We start from the raw sequence: 17,351 nt of genomic DNA, 5'->3' as shown, positions 1-17,351 counted from the left end.
TTTTACGCCTTTGAAATAAACGACGCTACCTATAGTTTGTTTTTGCGGTAATGCGATTAAACAAAGTAGGAAAAAAGCGCTTAATTGTAGGCGCCCAACCACTTAAACCTTTGCCAATAATCACTTCGTCTTTTTTATTACTAATGGCACGAATCATTTTTGAAGCCGCTACGCTTACATCCATGCCATTTTCTATCGACTCTTCTGGTTTATTTTGCGCTATGCCTTGCTCGTTTAGTGAGTTATGCGCAATTGCTGTTTTAATAGAGCCTGGGCAAATTGTTAAACAATGAATATTATGTTCCGCCACTTCTGCACGTAGGCAATCCATAAAACCAACCACCGCATATTTAGAACCCGAATAACCTGTTCTAAATTTTGAACCAACTTTACCCGCCACACTACTAATAGACACAATTGAACCACTGCGTCTTACCACCATAGTAGGTAATACAGCTTTAGTAAGTGCAATTAAGCCAAAGTAATTAACCTCCATTAATTGGCGATACACGTTAAAGTCGTTTTCTAAAAATAAGCTACGCTGCGATACGCCGCCGTTATTAATTAAAATATCAATTGTAGGAAGCTCGCTCATTTTTGCTGTTATTGTACTTAGTACATGCTCTGGCTGGGCTAAGTCCAGCGGCACAACTAAGTGCCCTTCGCCTTTAAGCGTTGCTTTTAAATCGTTTAGTTTATCTACATTGCGCGCCGATAAAATAACGCGCGCTCCAAGCTCGGCAAATTGTATAGCAAGCTCTTTACCAATACCTGACGATGCCCCGGTGATCCACACGGTTTTATTATTATATTGCATGCGTTATCTGCCCTTTTATTGTTATTTATTAAGTTTTATTAAGGTACTTAGTAAAGTATTTTACGCCTTTGTAGGGCCTGCTATTGCGTTTATTTCATCCTCTAATGTTTTGTAAAAGCCCATTAAAAATAGTAGTTCAACAGTTACGTACAAAGGACCAATAATTAAACCAATTAGGTCATCTACAAATGCAGGTTTTTTACCTTCGTAATAGTGCCCAATAAACTGTAATACCCAGCCAAATACAAACACACCTACGCCAATACTCAACCAAGGCCAAAATGCCATTGCCGCAATAGGCTGAGCACCAACAAGGAGTAAAGTGAATATCACGGCCATAATAAAGCCAAGCGAAGAGCTCAGCATAAAATAATAAACAACCGACGCTAATACAAAAAGTTGTGCGCCATCAATTACAAAGCTACCAAGGGGTATTTGAATGCGCGCTAGTAAACACAACGCTGCAAATACAATGAGCGGAATACCAATAAAGTGCGTTAGTACATTACGTTTAGAACGATGATATAAACCATATTTACCAAGTTGCTGTTGAAGTGTTTTCATTGTTTTGCCTTTATTTATATCTATAAAACTTACTTTAACAAAAGTAAGTACAGCAACAATGTCAGGTATCCGACATTTTGTAAATTAAACAAATGCAGAAATTATCTTACCCAGCTTATGCTCACCTTGCATATCCGTTCGCTCGCGCCCTTTTTGATACTCTTGTTCGAGCATTTTTTGAAGTTCCTCTATTTTATCAGCAATTGTGCTAGGGTCTGCGCCCTGACCTTGTAGCTCTTTAGTGAGCTCTTCTATTGTCGCTTTTAGCTCGTCTATTTTGTTTTTGTTTACACCTAAGCGCTGATAAACCAGCGCTTCTTGAGCACTTTCTAAAAACGTTGGTTCTTTAGGAGCTGAGGTAATGCCTTTAACATCATTTGTTTTTTCGTTAGGGAGGGTATTAGTTGCCGCAACTTCGCTTAGTCCTGCCGCTTTATTTAATGCAGGAGAGTTATAGTTACTATATTGATTTTTAAAGGTTATTGTAGTCATTAGCTCAAATCCATTGTTGCGTTACATTATCTGTAGCAATTTTGGTTCCAACTAAATAAAAAAGTCTCTATTTAAGCTTGTGTAGCACGCGCCTGTAACTTTTGTTTATCTAAAACAGTTATACGTTGATACCCCAAACTAATGGCTTGTAGGCTAACAAGCTGTTGCAGTATTTGATTAATAGTTTGGCGCGTTAGGTAGGTCATATCAGCAAGTTGCTGCTGAGATAAAACAAGCGGTGTTAAGTGCTCTGTATGTTCGCTAAGCATTAAAAGTCGATTGCATACTTTTTGCTCAGCGCTTAGTAATGCGTGATCTTCCATTGAGGTAAACATTAGGCGTAATTTTTGTGCCAGCAATAAACCAAACTCTTGCCAATATTGTGGCTGTTCGTTTAATAGCTGTTCAAGCTCGCGTTGAGGCACGTAAAAAAGTATAGCATCAGTTTGTGCATATACATCATGAGTGCGCAGGCCACCATCAAACAAGGTAACTTCGCCAAACCACAGTGATGAATCAATAAAGCTCAATACGGCTTCTTTGCCTTCGTTACTTACGCCACTAATACGCACCACGCCGCTAAGTACTGCATAAATTCCATCGTGCTTATCACCTCGCAAAAATAATGATTGCTGAGCCTTTAGCGAGAGCGTTTTGCCCTGCGTTAGTAAAAAGCTTTTTAAATAAACGCTACGGTTTTTAAACCAATGCCCTTGCTCTATTACGTTTTGCTGGAGTGGAGTCATTATTTACTGCATTTGCTTATTAAATGGCTGTTTTTCGATAACCAATTTTTTAGGGAAATTTAAATCGGTTGCTATAACAAAATCATCGTAAGGATCATTACCCGAAAACAGCTCAGTTATTAATGTATCGTTTTTATAAACATTAACGGTTACACCACTGCCCATACCGCCTGAGTTAATAATATAGTAATGATATTCGCCGTTACTAAAAAATAAAATACTCTCGCCAATACGCCCTACTTGCCTGTAGTAACTGCCAAATGGTGCATTTGGTGTAGCTTCTTTTTCAAGCCCTATGTCATTAACTCTACCAAATCGATAACTAAGTGATGAGTCATCTTTTGCAACGCAAATAGAAAGCACTTTATCGGTAGGCTCTAACTTGTAGGCTGTATTTTCATCTGGGTTACGCACAACTTTATTCATTTTTGCGTTAATGTAGGCTGCTTCATTACTTTTACAATGTGTTGCTAGCATACCGACCACTAAAGCGGGTTCGTGTGTTTGAGCTGCTGAAGGCGTGTTTACTTTGAGATTAGAGGGTGAGTTACTTACATTATTATTTAGCTGAGGACTACCTTGAATTGCCATACTTTGATCTTCACAACCAAACAGAGCAAACAAGAAGAAAGAATAAAAGCTCGCTAAAAATTTAATGCGCATAATAAAATCCATCTATGAGAGAGCCTTTAAAATAGCGATAAAACTAGCGACTCGCAACACCTTATGCGCAATACTTTATAAGTTTATTTTTAAACCATATTCTGCAAAAACTACGTTACTTTTTAGTGATTTAATTAACGATTTTTTAAACAACCACTGGTTTTTAATGACCGATTCATAAACTGAGTTAGAACCGCCGCTTGATGCGTTTTCATCAATTGCGTTGTACATAATCACTACATCGGCATTTTCGCTAGGTTAGCAAATGTACCTATTTTTTGTTGAGTGACCAACGGCCGATTTATTAATTTTAGCTAGTATTAAAAGCTGATTTAAACACCTTATAAAAGTGTGTAAATAACTAAATTAATCAATAATTGGTTTTCTTATAATAAAATGTTGTTACAGCACTATTTCAAACGGTTTTTTATAACCAATTGTAATTTATAATTTAAATAAAATTAAATCCAAAAAACATACATTTTAAAAACAATTTAGTCTCATTTTATTAAAACAACAGTTGACCCTATTCAAAATATAAACTAGCATTTCTGGAAGCGCTTCCACAAGCTTTAGTTAAACAGATCTTTCTGGAAGCGCTTCCACACATTTGACAATGTTTATAACTACACAATAACAGCCCCATACAAGCTGTTAATAATAATGATAAAAGCGCGAGGGAAACCGAATGTCCAACCATATTGTAAGAAAAACAAAGATAGCGACGAGCCTATCTCTGATTTTAGGTGCATCAATCTCTTTGCCTGTATATGCACAAGAAGCAAATACAGATGTTGAAGTAATCCAAGTTACTGGTTTTAAAAGCAGTATTAAAGAGTCGACTCGTTTAAAACGCGACGCCGCCGGTGTTGTAGATGCAATATCAGCTGAAGATATTGGTAAATTCCCCGATACCAACTTAGCCGAGTCGCTACAGCGTATTACGGGTGTGTCGATTGATCGCTCAAATGGTGAAGGCTCTAAAGTAACGGTTCGTGGTTTTGGCCCCGACTACAATATGGTAACCCTAAACGGGCGTACAATGCCGGCGGCATCTTTGCCTGCAGGCGGTGGTACACCCAGCTCTCGTGCATTTGACTTTGCAAACTTAGCGTCTGATAGCGTTAAATCGGTTGAAGTATATAAAACGGGTAAAGCTAGCATTGCATCAGGTGGTATTGGCGCAACAATTAATATTAATACGGCTCGCCCGCTCGACAATCCAGGCTTTGTTTCAAGCATTGGCGTAAAAGCATTACACGACTCAACAAACCGCGTTGGTGATGACATAACCCCTGAGCTTTCGGGTTTAATTAGCTGGACCGACAGTGAAGCTAAATTTGGTGCCTCGTTAACTGCAAGCATGCAACAGCGGGATAGCTCATCAACAGGTGCGTTTGTAAATCAATGGAATACATCAGCTTTTGACGGCACAATCCCACAAGCTGCAGACGATATTGTTTTAACTAATGCACCCGCCGTTGGCCAGCTTTATTCAATGCCATCAGATTTGCGCTACACCATTGCCGACAGAGAACGTACTCGTACAAACGCGCAATTAACGCTGCAATACAGCCCTATTGACGATTTAACAGCCACGCTTGATTACACATATTCTAAGCAAGATTTATTCGAAGCCCGTGCTGAGCAATCAATTTGGATGGATAACTACAAAAGCGCGCTAACATTTGACGACAACACAGTAAAAACTCCTATTTATTACCGAGAAGAACGTCGCGATCAGCAAACACGCGATTTAGGTTTAGCGTTTCAAGAGCTAAACCAAGTTAACCAAAACGACTCTATTGGTTTAAACGTTGAGTACTATTTCAATTCAGAATTGAGCTTTATGTTTGATGCGCACAATTCAAAAGCCACTAGCAAACCAGATGCACCTTACGGCAGCTGGGTAAACGCAGGCTTGGGCGCAAACGTAGTTAACGCACAAGAAGTTGATTTTAGCCGCGAACTTCCATCAATGAGTATCGATTTTGATGATTGCCGCCGAGATAACCTAAATTGTAATAACACGTTAGATGCCTCTGATGTGGGTACGTCTATTTTAGATTCTAACTTTGCTCGCCAAGAATCTGAAATCACAGAATTTAGAATCCATGGTAAATACGAAATTGAAAACGGCGCAATTGACTTTGGTATAGAGTCTCGCTCTATGGAAAGCCATTCACTGCAATCACTTACACGTAATACTATGGGTAACTGGGGTATCGAAAACCCAGGCGAACTACCTGATGGCTACCTAAACCCAACAAACTTTTTAGCTGAGTTTGACGACTACGATACATCGGGCTCGTACAACCAAGGTTATACCGGCAGCGCATCGCAAATTGGTTACTGGGCAGGTGAAGAATACGGCTTTAACTTTGCAGCCGATGGCGCATTTGCAACTAACCGCACCATTGAAGAAGATATAACCGCAGCGTTTGTGCAATTTACTTACAACGGCTACATTGGCGATATGCCATACAACATTGTAATTGGCGCGCGCCAAGAGTCTACCGACATTACCTCAACGGCTAATATCGATTTACCTAACGCAGTAGCGTGGGAAGGTAATAACGACTTTAACGTTCGTTTTGGCTCGGCTAAAGAAGATTTCACGCTTAAATCTAGCTACGATCATTTTTTACCCAGCTTTGACTTTGACATAGAAGTAATTGAAAACGTAAAAGCGCGTTTTTCTTATAGCACGACAATTGCTCGCCCAACTTACGATAACTTAAGTTCAGCAGCGACGGTTGGTGTACCAGGTGCCCCTACTCTTTTAGCGGGTTCTTCACCGGCTACAGCGTCAACGGGTAATCCTGGTTTAGTGCCGCTAGAATCTGATAATATTGATGTATCGGCTGAGTGGTACTTTGCAGAAACAAGTTATGTGTCGGTAGGTTATTACACTAAAGACATTGAAAACTTTATTGGTTTAACACCAATGACGCAAAACTACTACGGATTACGCGATGCAACAGCGGGCCCTCGCGCTCAAGCTGCCATTGCTGAGCTAGAATCTCGCGGACTTGCTCTAACCGATTCAAACTTATTTCAAATGGTTGCCGCAACAGAAAATGGCGTTGATTTTGACTCTATGACCTACGAAGAGTTTGAAGCCGCTTACGATGTAATTGCTAACAGCGACGACCCATTACTAGAATTTACAGCGCAAGTACCTACCAACAATAAAAATGCCACTATTGATGGTTTTGAAATTGCCTTTCAGCACTTTTTTGGTGAAAGTGGTTTTGGTGTGCAAGCAAACTACACCACTGTTAATGGCGACATAGACTTTGATGTAAACGCTGACCCTACTACTACACAATTTGCACTAGTGGGTTTAAGCGATACAGCCAACTTTATTGCAATGTACGAAAACGATGATTTTCAAGCACGTATTGCTTACAACTGGCGTGATAAGTTTTTAAATAGCGCAGCTCGATACGTAAACGAGCCTGGCTTTACTGAAGAATATTATCAAATCGACTTTAATGTTGCGTACAACTACAGCGAACAACTATCGTTTTTTGTTGAAGGCCTTAACATTACTGAACAAAACAGCCGCGAACATGGCCGTACGTCAGCACAATTATGGAACCTACAACAGCTAGGTGCACGTTACAATATTGGTATGCGTTACAACTTCTAAAGGTACTACAAAGTAAAGCCGTTAGTTTTTACTAGCGGCTTTTTTGTATTTAAAACAGTATTAATGCTAGTTTAATTGTTATCAACTTTAGGGTGTTAACTCATGACCAAACCAATAACAAAAATAGTCGTTTTAGGTGGTGGCACTGCCGGCTGGCTAAGCGCAGGCTTATTAGCCGCCGAACACCCGCACCTTAATGTAACGTTAGTGGAGTCGGCAAACGTGCCTATATTGGGTGTGGGCGAAGGCACATGGCCGTCAATGCGTAACACCTTAAAACGCATTGGCATTAAAGAAATTGATTTTATAACCCAGTGCGACGCGTCATTTAAACAAGGTTCTAAATTTATAAATTGGCGCAACCTCAGCGAGGGAGAAAACTACTACCACCCTTTTATGAATCCACAAGGCTACGAGCACACTAATTTACACGCCAGCTGGCAACGTATTGCACCTGATCAAAAATTTGCCGACGTTGTTAATATACAAAGCTTTGTATGCCAAGCAGCACTTGCACCAAAGCAATTACAAACACCCGAATATGCAGCGGTCACCAACTATGGCTATCATTTAGATGCGGGTAAATTTGCTGAGTTTTTAAAAAATCACTGTGTTAAAAATCTAAACGTTACACATATTATTGACGATGTAACCGAGGTTATTAACGACGAACATGGCTATATTGCCTCATTAAAAACAAATAATAATGGCGATATAACAGGTGATTTATTTATAGATTGCTCAGGCTCTCGTGCTCGTTTAATTGGTGAGCATTTTAATAGTGAGTTTATAGCGCAAGATCATATTTTATTTAATAACAGCGCTGTTGCGGCGCAAATACCTAATGCACACATCGATCAGCCAATTGCCTCTGCTACGCTATCTACAGCGCAAAGTAACGGCTGGATTTGGGATATAGCCCTGCCAACACGCCGTGGTACAGGTTATGTATTTAGTAGTAAATATCAAAGCGATGAAAGCGCAACAAATACACTAAAAAGCTACATAGCCAAAAGCACCAGTGAGCAACAAGCTGAGCAACTTACCTACCGTGTATTAAAATTCAGCCCTGGTTACAGGCAACAATTTTGGATTAAAAACTGTGTTGCCGTGGGTATGTCAGCTGGCTTTTTAGAGCCGCTTGAAGCGTCAGCTCTTGCTATGGTTGAACTTTCAATTAGCATGATAAGCGAGCAACTACCGCAAAACCGCCCCCACATGAGCCAGCTTGCAAGTCGTTTTAACAGCCGCTTTAGCACTCGTTGGCAGCGCGTTATTGAATTTTTAAAACTTCATTATGTACTAAGCGAGCGCGACGACACTCCCTACTGGCAAGATATTAGTAATTTAAATACCGCGCCCGAGCGCCTGCAAAACTTACTTAAACTTTGGCAATTTCAGCCCCCTAGCCGCTTTGATTTTATTGAAAACGAAGAAGTGTTTTCATCAAGCAGTTACCAATACGTTTTATATGGCATGGGCTTTAATACACAAACAGTATCTGCACAAAATACATTTAACGACCCACGCGCTGGGGATTACTATTATCAGCAAAATCGCGAAAAAATAGCGCAGTGCTTAAATGGACTGCCAAGTAATCGCGCGCTTTTAAATCATCTTTTATCAAATAATGGGCAGCCACATAATGACTAAAACAAACGCTGTTAAAAACGTAGTAATTGCTGGAGGCGGCACTGCAGGTTGGATGGCCGCAGCGGCACTTGCTAAACTAGTTGGTAACAATATAAACATAACCCTTGTTGAATCTGACGATATTGGCACTGTAGGTGTTGGCGAGGCAACAATTCCGCCTATTCGTACATTTCATAAATTGCTGGGTATAAACGAGCAAGCATTTATGAAAGCCACTCAAGCAAGCTTTAAATTAGGTATTAGCTTTGAAAACTGGGGCGATGAAAACACGCATTATATTCACTCATTTGGCGCAACGGGCAAAGAATGTTGGGCGGGTGAATTTCATCACTTTTGGCTGCAAGGTAAAGCACTTGGAATAAACAACCCATTTGGCGATTACTGCTACGAGCTGCAAGCGGCTAAAGCCGGTAAGTTTGCGTTTAATCAGCAAAACCCTATTAACTATGCCTACCATATGGATGCCACGCGTTACGCGCAGTTTTTACGTGAATTTTCAGAGCCATTAGGTGTAAAACGCATTGAAGGTAAAATACAAAAAGTAGTAAAAAACCCTAAAACGGGCCATATAGAATCACTTACTTTAAATAATGGCGAGCATATTAACGGCGACTTTTTTATTGATTGCACCGGCTTTAGAGGTTTATTAATAGAGCAAGCATTGCATACTGGCTACGAAGACTGGTCGCATTTACTACCGTGTAACAGCGCCATTGCGGTGCAAACAAAATCAACCAGCGATACCGTATTGCCACTTACCCGCTCTATTGCCCATAAAAGCGGCTGGCAATGGCGTATACCGCTGCAAAACCGTGTAGGCAACGGATTAGTTTATTGCAGCCAATATATGGATGACGAGCAAGCCAAAGCGCTCTTATTAAGTAACATTGAGGGCGAGGCGCTTACAGAGCCCCGTATTATTAAATTTAAAACAGGGCGGCGCTTAAAAGGCTGGAATAAAAACTGCTTAGCGCTTGGCCTTGCTAGCGGTTTTGTTGAGCCACTTGAGTCCACCAGCATTCACTTAATAATGTCGGGTATTATTCGCTTTATGCGTTTATTTCCGTTTAATGGCATTACCAATCACGCCATTGACGAATACAACAAACAACTTAAAAGCGAAATCGAAAATATTCGCGACTTTATTGTGCTGCACTACAAAGTAACTAATCGCGATGACAGTGAGTTTTGGCAGCATTGTAGCGCCATGGAAGTGCCAAAAACACTTCAACATAAAATTGATTTGTTTAAACAAACCGGCCGTGTATTTTTAGACGATGGCGACATTTTTAGAGTCGACTCGTGGGTGCAAGTTATGCTTGGTCAAGGTATTGAGCCTAATCAACATCACTTAATAGCCAGCATGATGAGTGATGAAGAACTCATCCGTTTTATACACGGTATTAAACAACAAATAGAGCAACGCGTAAGCCAATTACCATCTCATCATGAGTTTTTAAAACAATATTGCCCAGCATAAAAAAAGCCCTTACTAGGGCGTGTTGTTCTTTGGTGGTTGAATTTGCAGCAGCATATTTGGTTTTTAGGCAAGGCAGAGCCTATGTAGTGTGGTTATTCCCCATAAATAGGCGATAACGTAGCATAAATGCCAAACATGCGCTGCCCGTAGGGTTCTGCCTAGGGGCAATTTACTCTTTGTTGCTCGGTTTTTAATTAGCCTACTAGGTTACAAACCTCGCGCCGCGATTAAATTGCCCCTAGATTGAACAAATTTCAATCCACAAAGATCAACACGCCCTCAGGGCTTTGGGTACACACAACAACTTTTACGTTTTATTATTCACACTTAACCACGGCGCTTTCAGCGCCTTGTGGTTCAAAGCTAATATCTGCAACTGAAACGTTAAGCTCGCCTGCCGTTTTAATAATAAAAGGGCTGGTTACTCTGGCAAAATCAACGCCCTTTTTAGCAAAACACGTTAAATCTATACTCATAGTCTGCCATGTATTTAAATCAGCATTTTCAAGATCACGGGTAATATCAAGCTCGCCGCCACAGCCTTGTTCGCACTTCATTGCAAGGTATGTTTGTGAGCTAGGTATTTGGTTTACTTTATAGCTAAAGCTAAGGGCTGAATTTGCTTCAATGTAGGCGACTTTGTCTTCGGTAAAGTTACTATTAATTTCGATATAGCTGGCTGCTGTGCCATCAAAATTAAATTGCATTGCATCTTCTTGAATCGCTTTGTCTTCAGTGCGATAAGTAATACCGCCAAGCTTTACACTATTACTTGCTACTTGGTGCTGCTCGCTGTTTGAATTTAAAAACAAACGCCACGGTGTTTTAAAGCTGCCATTAAATATAGATAGCGGCGCAAGGTTACTAATATCAACACCTGAGTCTTCATTTAGATTATTGGCAAGCGTACTTTCATCTTTATACGTTAAGCCAAAGCCATAGGGTAATAATGGTGAGTAATCAGCATCGCCCTTATTTACTGCGGTTTGTAGTGGCGATTTAGGCCACGAGAAAGACAACTTACCTTTAAAGTCATACTGTACCTTCCCATTTTTATCCGCTAATAAAACATCAGCAATGCCTTGCCCTTCAGTGCCAGGAAGCCATGCTGCTACAAATGCATCTGACGCGTTAAGCTCGCTGTTAACCCACATTGGTCTGCCCGATATAAACACAGAAACAACCGGTATATTTTGCTGCTTTAATGTTTTTAATATTTTAAGAGAGCGTTTATTGTTACGTTCAAACTCAAGGTTGTCTTTATCGCCATGTCCCTCTGCGTATGGTTCTTCACCAAATACAACAATGGCTACATCGGGTTTGGTATTAAACTCACCCGTTGGGCTTAAAATAGCGTTACCGCCAGCAGCCTCTATTTGCGTTTTTAGTCCCGCATAAATAGACGTTGCCCCAGGAAAATCTGCATTTTGATTATTAGTTCCCTGCCACGTAATACTCCAACCGCCCGATTGCTTGCCTATGTTATCGGCCGCATCGCCTGCTATAAGTATGTTGCTTGATGGGTTAAGCGGTAATAAATGGTTGTTGTTTTTAAGCAGTACTAACGACTCTTGTACCGCTTGGCGGGCAATATCGCGATGTGCTGGCGCACCTATTAGTTCTAATTTACCTGAATATTTTCGATTTGCAGGGCTTGGTTTATCAAATAAACCTGCACGTAATTTAACGCGTAAAATACGTGCCACGGCGTCATCTATTCGCGCCATTGTTATTGTGCCCGCTTTTACTTGTTTAATTGTATTTTCATAAAGTGGTTTCCAAGCACCCGTTGGCACCATAAAAATATCAAGCCCCGCATTAACAGCCTGCGGGCAACTTTCATTTGTACAGCCTGCAACTTGTCCGTGTCCGTTCCAATCTCCTACAACAAAGCCATCAAAACCCATCTTTGTTTTTAACACATCAGTAAGTAGGTATTTATTGCCGTGATTTTTTTTACCATTCCAGCTATTAAACGATGCCATAACCGACTGACTACCTGCGGTTAAGCCACCTATATAACCTTGCGCATGAATGTTATATAACACCTCTTCGCTATCAATGTTATCGCCTTGATCGTCACCATCTACAGTGCCGCCATCGCCTAAAAAGTGCTTAACGGTACTAATTACGCGTTTGTCACTTAAAAAGTCTTCATCGGCTCTGCCTTGCAATCCGTTTACAATTGCTGCTGAATACTCACGTACAATTGCAGGGTCTTCTGAGTAGCCTTCGTACGTTCTGCCCCATCGGTCGTCGCGCACCACCGCAACAGTCGGTGCAAACACCCAATCTATGCCTGTTGCCATTACCTCTATTGCAGTAGCTGCTGCAATGCGCTCAATTAATGCGGGGTTATTAGCAGCACCTAAACCAATATTGTGCGGAAATAACGTCGCCCCAATCACATTATTATGGCCATGTACTGCATCAGTGCCCCACATGGTCGGAATTTTACTGCCATCAATTGAGTCATCAACTGATGCCTGATACATGCTCTCAGCAAGTGTTATCCAATCTGCAGGCGTTGCATGCTTATTTGCATTAGGGAAAGAGCCACCGCCATTTAAATACGAACCAAAACCGTATTTGCGCATATCTTCAACACTAATATCGCGAATTTCAGGTTGGATCATTTGCGCTACTTTTTGCTCAAGCGTCATTGTTTTTAAATACTGTGCAATTGTATTTTCAATTTCGGGCGTTTTAACTACCTTGCTTTTAAGCGTTGGCCATAGTGATAAATCCCCTTGCTCATGTTCAGCCTTTTTGGCTACGGCGCCTTGGCTATTATTTGCGTTAATCTCTTGTTTATTACACCCACTTAAAACACACAATCCTCCAATTAAAATGGGGAGCATGTGTAACCTGTTAGTGTTTAAGCTTTTTTTCATTTTTATAGCCCTGTGTTGTGTCAGTGTGATTTAGTGAGCGCCTATTTGTTATTTAAATTTAACTATTGACCTGTTTAACAATAGCCACTAACCTAAATATGGAAGCGCTTCCTTAAAGTTATTAAATACCATACTTAGTGATTAATCAAATTAAATATGGAAGCGCTTCCAATGATGAATTTAATATACGCTCTATACAAAGTAAACTTTACCAAAAAAGAAGCAGAGGTTTTCTCTTAATGAAACAATTATCTTTACCTAGTGGCTCACCACTTTTAGCCAAAAATTTTACTTATGGTGTAGCTACGGCCTCATTTCAAATTGAAGGCGGCGCAGCTGATCGCTTGCCATGTATTTGGGATACCTTTTGCAGTAAAGAAGGCAAAATAGTCGACAATTCAAATGGCGATGTAGCCTGCGAGCATTACACTCGCTGGAAAGACGATATAAACTTAATTGAGTCATTAGGTGTAGACGCTTACAGACTTTCTATTTCGTGGCCACGCGTAATGACTAAAAGCGGTCACTTAAACCCGACAGGCGTTAAGTTTTATACCGACATTTTAGATGAATTAAAACGTCGTAACATTAAAGCTTTTGTAACGCTGTACCACTGGGATTTACCACAACATATTGAAGATGAAGGCGGTTGGCTAAACCGTAACACCGCTTACGAGTTTGCACATTACACAGATTTAATTACCAAAGCATTTGGGGAGCGTGTGCACTCTTACGCCACCTTAAACGAGCCTTTTTGCAGCTCTTACTTAGGTTACGAAATAGGCGTACATGCGCCTGGCATAGTAGGTCGCGAATTTGGTCGTAAAGCCGCGCACCACTTATTACTGGGTCACGGTTTAGCTATGCAAGTACTTGCTAAAAATAGCCCAAATACGCTAAACGGTATTGTACTTAACTTTACGCCTTGTTACTCAGTTACCCAAAGTGAAGACGATTTAAAAGCCACTGCATTTGCTGATGACTATATAAACCAATGGTACATGCAGCCTGTAATGCAAGGTAAATACCCTGATATTATTAAGCAATTACCTAAAGCCCACCACCCTGATATTTTAGATGGCGACATGGAAATAATTGCTCAACCGCTAGATTACCTAGGGGTTAACTTTTATACCCGCATGCATTATCAAGCAAGCGATTCCGACTTTTACCATGAGCTGCCACATAAAGCGCCAATGACCGATATTGGCTGGGAAATTTACCCTAAAGCGCTGACAGAATTACTTGTATCGTTAAACGAAAAATACACCCTACCACCTATTTATATTACCGAAAACGGTGCAGCCATGGCTGACGAATTTAAAGACGGTGAAATCAAAGATAACGACCGTATTGAATATTACCACGAGCATTTAAATGCCCTACATAACGCAACCGAGCAAGGCGTAAAAGTAGATGGTTACTTTGCGTGGAGCCTAATGGATAACTTTGAATGGGCTGAAGGATATTTAAAACGTTTTGGAATAGTACACGTAGACTACAACACACAAAAACGAACTGTTAAAGCCAGCGGTAAAGCGTACAGTAACCTAATAACTAGCCGATAATTTATCGGCTTATAACAATAAGAACACACACTGTGAACAAACTCCCTTTATACGAAAAAGTCGGTTACGCCATGGGCGATGCCGGCGCTAACTTAGTATGGCGCGGCGCGCTTGCTTATTTAGCGGTGTTTTACACCGATACATTTGGCATATCTGCAGCCGCTGCTGCCATGTTGTTTTTGGTGGTAAGGCTATCTGATGGCGTAACCGATATTATTATGGGTATGATTGCCGATAGAACGCAGTCGCGCTTTGGTAAATTTCGCCCATGGATACTCTACTCGGCACCGTTTTTGGGCTTGTTTATGGTGTTGTGTTTTACTACACCCGACTTTAGCACCACCAATAAACTTATTTATGCTTACGTAACTTACATAGGTTTAACGCTTGCTTACACCGTAAGTAACGTGCCCTACTCGGCACTTATGGGCGTTATGACACCAGACGATACAGAACGTACAAAGCTCTCTGGTTTTAGGTTTGCAGGTGCCTTTACGGGTGGCTTATTGGTTATGGGTTTTTTACCTGAGCTAGTGGCATTTTTTGGTGGCGGCGACAATGCCAAAGGCTATCAGCTTACTATGTACTTATTTGCCAGCTTACTTATTATTTTAATGATTATAACGTTTGCGACCACCAAAGAGCGTGTAACACCGCACGCCTCAAATGAAGGGAATTTAAAATCAGAGTTATTTGATTTAACCAAAAGCCTGCCATTTATAATCCTACCTTTGCTTGCTACTACCTTGTTTTTTTATTACCGCGATTTATACAGCGGCGTATTTTTTGCCCTTGTTATGGCTGCAATGACATTCGTTATTAAAAAATTGCTCAATAAAGATAAACAAAGCTTAACGGGATCACAGCGCGATATGGTTGATCTTCTGACCAACAAACCTTGGCTGGTGTTACTCGGCATTGGTTTTTTAACCATGATGTTTAATGGCATAAAATACGGTGTAATTGCGTACTACTTTAAGTACCACGTAGCCAATGAACTCATGGCTGGGCAATACTTTATTGCTTTGTTGGTTGTATCTATATTTGGCGCACTTGCCACAGGTAAACTGGCCGAAATTATGGGTAAACGAAACCTATTTATTGCATCATTAATGCTAAGCGGCATACTCACTACTGCATTTTACTGGGTGCCTAGCGATAACCTGGTTGCTGTATTTACCTTTGGTTGCGCTGCTGAATTTTTTGCCGCGATGATGCCAACATTATTTTTTAGTATGCTTGGTGATTCAGCCGATTATTCAGAGTGGAAAAACAAACGCCGCGCTACAGGCCTTATTTATTCTGCGGGTACATTTGTTCAAAAAACCGGGGGGGGGTTTGCAGGTGCATTAGTATTAGTGGTACTTGCAGGCTACGGCTATAACGGTATGGATGAGCTAACAATTACACAAGCCTTACCTGGCATGCAGCTACTTATGAGCTGGATACCTGCCGCATTTGCTTTTTTAGGCGCCGCATTGATGCTTATTTATCCACTAACCTCAGCGATGACGCAAAAAATAACAGAAGACTTAGCAATTAGACGCAGTAATGTGTAAATTAACTTTTAATGACCCTTCGCGCTTTATATTTTTATAAAGCGCGAGTAAAAACACATATAATCTAGGACATCAATGGCGACAATTTATCAAGTATCAGAAATGGCAGGTGTGTCTTTATCAACTGTTTCAAGGGTGCTTAACGACAACGACTACGTAAGCAAAAAAACTAAAAAAAAGGTATTAGAAGCAATGAAAGAGCTAGGCTATCAGCCAAGTTCTATTGCTCGCTCTTTGGCGTCTAGCACTACAAACAGCGTCGGTATTTTAGTTTCTGAGTTGGATGGTCCGTTTTTTGGTCAAATGATGTCAGCCATTGAAGAGCACCTTCGTATAGCGGGTAAACACGTTATTATTACGCCTGGGCACAGTGACGAGAAAAAAGAAAAAAGCGGCTTTGAGTTTTTAATAGGCCGTAATTGCGACGCTATTATTGCCCACGTAGAAGCTGTATCAAACGAGTACCTAATTGAGTTAAGTAAAGGTAAAACCCCGATTTACTTAATGAGCCGCTACGTTAAAGAAATTGAAGAAAACTGCATTAGCCTCGACAACGTAATGGGCGGCTACTTAGCCACTAAAGCCATGATCAACAAAGGCCATAAAAACATTGCGTACATAGCAGGCCCGCAGTTTAAAGAAGACGCGTCAAACCGTTTAAAAGGTCACAAACAAGCCCTAGCAGAGTACAACCTAACCTTTGACGAAAAGCTATTTTACATAGGCGACTTTAAAGAAACCGGCGGAAGCGACGGCTTAAGGCATTTTATTCAAAATAAAGCGCAAATAACCGCGCTTGTATGCGCCAATGACGAAATGGCATCGGGTGCTATGAAATACGCCCGCGAACACGGTTTTAACCTGCCAAAAGATTTAGCCATTATTGGGTTCGATAACGTAATTTTTACCAATTATCTCTACCCAACACTGACTACAATAGATAACCCAGTTCCCGAAATGGGCCGAGCTGCGGCTAACTTAGTGCTTAAAGACATTTACAAAAAAAGCGGCATAACAGTAAAGCACGTGTTTCAGCCAAAGCTTATTTTAAGAGACTCAACACCGGATATTAATTAACTTTAAACCGAATTTAAATCTAGTTTAAATCTAAGTTATGTAACTCGTTACGCACCCACTGCGTATTTAAATATTGATCTACGCGCTGCTGCGTAAACTTTTAAAAGTGACGTGCAGCATGCGATATGTGCCTGTCTGCTTGCATTACAAAAAACCCTATTCAGACATAAATGCTCACAAATA

General features: G+C 40.7%; 13 protein-coding genes. 6 read left to right on the top strand and 7 right to left on the bottom strand.

Translation table 11 applies throughout. From position 1 onward, the window contains the following. Positions 1-25: 25 nt before the first annotated feature. From H5087_RS08385 to H5087_RS08360, 6 genes are all read right to left on the bottom strand, one after another. Positions 26-817 (bottom strand): SDR family oxidoreductase, encoded by a 792-nt coding sequence (locus tag H5087_RS08385; protein WP_182671724.1) that lies wholly within the window; start codon positions 815-817, stop codon positions 26-28. A gap of 60 nt (positions 818-877) precedes the next feature. Continuing rightward, positions 878-1,381: a DUF962 domain-containing protein gene (locus H5087_RS08380; protein ID WP_182671723.1), complete on the bottom strand. Its 504-nt coding sequence runs from the start codon at positions 1,379-1,381 to the stop codon at positions 878-880. Between the two features lie 84 nt (positions 1,382-1,465). After that, entirely contained in the window at positions 1,466-1,873 is a 408-nt protein-coding gene (locus H5087_RS08375; protein ID WP_182671722.1) for a hypothetical protein, read from the bottom strand. Positions 1,874-1,944: 71 nt separating this feature from the next. Further along, complete coding sequence (locus H5087_RS08370) at positions 1,945-2,619, bottom strand: Crp/Fnr family transcriptional regulator (RefSeq protein ID WP_182671721.1); 675 nt, start codon at positions 2,617-2,619, stop codon at positions 1,945-1,947. Between the two features lie 3 nt (positions 2,620-2,622). Further along, on the bottom strand, positions 2,623-3,282 hold the full coding sequence (locus tag H5087_RS08365; RefSeq protein WP_259397758.1) for a hypothetical protein: 660 nt from the start codon (positions 3,280-3,282) through the stop codon (positions 2,623-2,625). Positions 3,283-3,357: 75 nt separating this feature from the next. Then, positions 3,358-3,513: a hypothetical protein gene (locus H5087_RS08360; protein WP_259397757.1), complete on the bottom strand. Its 156-nt coding sequence runs from the start codon at positions 3,511-3,513 to the stop codon at positions 3,358-3,360. 457 nt (positions 3,514-3,970) lie between these two features. Here H5087_RS08360 and H5087_RS08355 point away from each other — a divergent pair, with 457 nt between their 5' ends. The 3 genes from H5087_RS08355 (at position 3,971) to H5087_RS08345 (ending at position 10,070) form a co-directional block, all read left to right on the top strand. Continuing rightward, positions 3,971-6,937, top strand: a complete 2,967-nt coding sequence (locus H5087_RS08355) for a TonB-dependent receptor (RefSeq protein WP_182197215.1) — start codon at positions 3,971-3,973, stop codon at positions 6,935-6,937. Positions 6,938-7,039: 102 nt separating this feature from the next. Then, positions 7,040-8,590 (top strand): tryptophan halogenase family protein, encoded by a 1,551-nt coding sequence (locus tag H5087_RS08350; RefSeq protein ID WP_182671719.1) that lies wholly within the window; start codon positions 7,040-7,042, stop codon positions 8,588-8,590. Next, positions 8,583-10,070, top strand: coding sequence for a tryptophan halogenase family protein (locus tag H5087_RS08345; RefSeq protein ID WP_182671718.1), 1,488 nt, complete (start codon positions 8,583-8,585; stop codon positions 10,068-10,070). Before H5087_RS08350 ends, H5087_RS08345 begins: the two co-directional genes overlap by 8 nt. 317 nt (positions 10,071-10,387) lie before the next feature. On the opposite strand, the gene H5087_RS08340 is transcribed toward H5087_RS08345, so the two are convergent. Next, the gene (locus H5087_RS08340; RefSeq protein WP_182671717.1) at positions 10,388-12,964 is read right to left on the bottom strand and encodes an exo 1,3/1,4-beta-D-glucan glucohydrolase; all 2,577 of its coding nucleotides are present in this window, start codon (positions 12,962-12,964) and stop codon (positions 10,388-10,390) included. A gap of 239 nt (positions 12,965-13,203) precedes the next feature. Here H5087_RS08340 and H5087_RS08335 point away from each other — a divergent pair, with 239 nt between their 5' ends. The 3 genes from H5087_RS08335 to H5087_RS08325 all read left to right on the top strand — a co-directional run bounded on the left by H5087_RS08335 (position 13,204) and on the right by H5087_RS08325 (position 17,168). Beyond that, positions 13,204-14,532 carry a GH1 family beta-glucosidase gene (locus H5087_RS08335; RefSeq protein WP_182671716.1) on the top strand — a complete coding sequence of 443 codons (1,329 nt, stop codon included), beginning with the start codon at positions 13,204-13,206 and terminating at the stop codon, positions 14,530-14,532. Positions 14,533-14,564: 32 nt separating this feature from the next. Then, positions 14,565-16,091, top strand: coding sequence for an MFS transporter (locus tag H5087_RS08330; RefSeq protein WP_182671715.1), 1,527 nt, complete (start codon positions 14,565-14,567; stop codon positions 16,089-16,091). Between the two features lie 75 nt (positions 16,092-16,166). Beyond that, positions 16,167-17,168: a LacI family DNA-binding transcriptional regulator gene (locus H5087_RS08325; RefSeq protein WP_010553502.1), complete on the top strand. Its 1,002-nt coding sequence runs from the start codon at positions 16,167-16,169 to the stop codon at positions 17,166-17,168. Positions 17,169-17,351: the final 183 nt, after the last annotated feature.

The organism is Pseudoalteromonas sp. SR43-7, from assembly GCF_014163785.1.
GTDB classification, from domain to species: Bacteria; Pseudomonadota; Gammaproteobacteria; order Enterobacterales; family Alteromonadaceae; genus Pseudoalteromonas; species Pseudoalteromonas distincta.
Note: the sequence above shows the minus strand (reverse complement) of the source record. Positions and strands in the feature narration are given on the sequence as shown.

Bases quoted from the DNA above. Each gene is read 5' to 3' on its own strand.
- H5087_RS08345 (WP_182671718.1), top strand. From the start codon at position 8,583: ATGACTAAAACAAACGCTGTTAAAAACGTAGTAATTGCTGGAGGCGGC.
- H5087_RS08360 (WP_259397757.1), bottom strand. From the start codon at position 3,513: ATGTACAACGCAATTGATGAAAACGCATCAAGCGGCGGTTCTAACTCA.
- H5087_RS08340 (WP_182671717.1), bottom strand. From the start codon at position 12,964: ATGAAAAAAAGCTTAAACACTAACAGGTTACACATGCTCCCCATTTTA.
- H5087_RS08355 (WP_182197215.1), top strand. From the start codon at position 3,971: ATGTCCAACCATATTGTAAGAAAAACAAAGATAGCGACGAGCCTATCT.
- H5087_RS08385 (WP_182671724.1), bottom strand. From the start codon at position 817: ATGCAATATAATAATAAAACCGTGTGGATCACCGGGGCATCGTCAGGT.
- H5087_RS08350 (WP_182671719.1), top strand. From the start codon at position 7,040: ATGACCAAACCAATAACAAAAATAGTCGTTTTAGGTGGTGGCACTGCC.
- H5087_RS08380 (WP_182671723.1), bottom strand. From the start codon at position 1,381: ATGAAAACACTTCAACAGCAACTTGGTAAATATGGTTTATATCATCGT.
- H5087_RS08325 (WP_010553502.1), top strand. From the start codon at position 16,167: ATGGCGACAATTTATCAAGTATCAGAAATGGCAGGTGTGTCTTTATCA.
- H5087_RS08375 (WP_182671722.1), bottom strand. From the start codon at position 1,873: ATGACTACAATAACCTTTAAAAATCAATATAGTAACTATAACTCTCCT.
- H5087_RS08365 (WP_259397758.1), bottom strand. From the start codon at position 3,282: ATGCGCATTAAATTTTTAGCGAGCTTTTATTCTTTCTTCTTGTTTGCT.
- H5087_RS08370 (WP_182671721.1), bottom strand. From the start codon at position 2,619: ATGACTCCACTCCAGCAAAACGTAATAGAGCAAGGGCATTGGTTTAAA.
- H5087_RS08335 (WP_182671716.1), top strand. From the start codon at position 13,204: ATGAAACAATTATCTTTACCTAGTGGCTCACCACTTTTAGCCAAAAAT.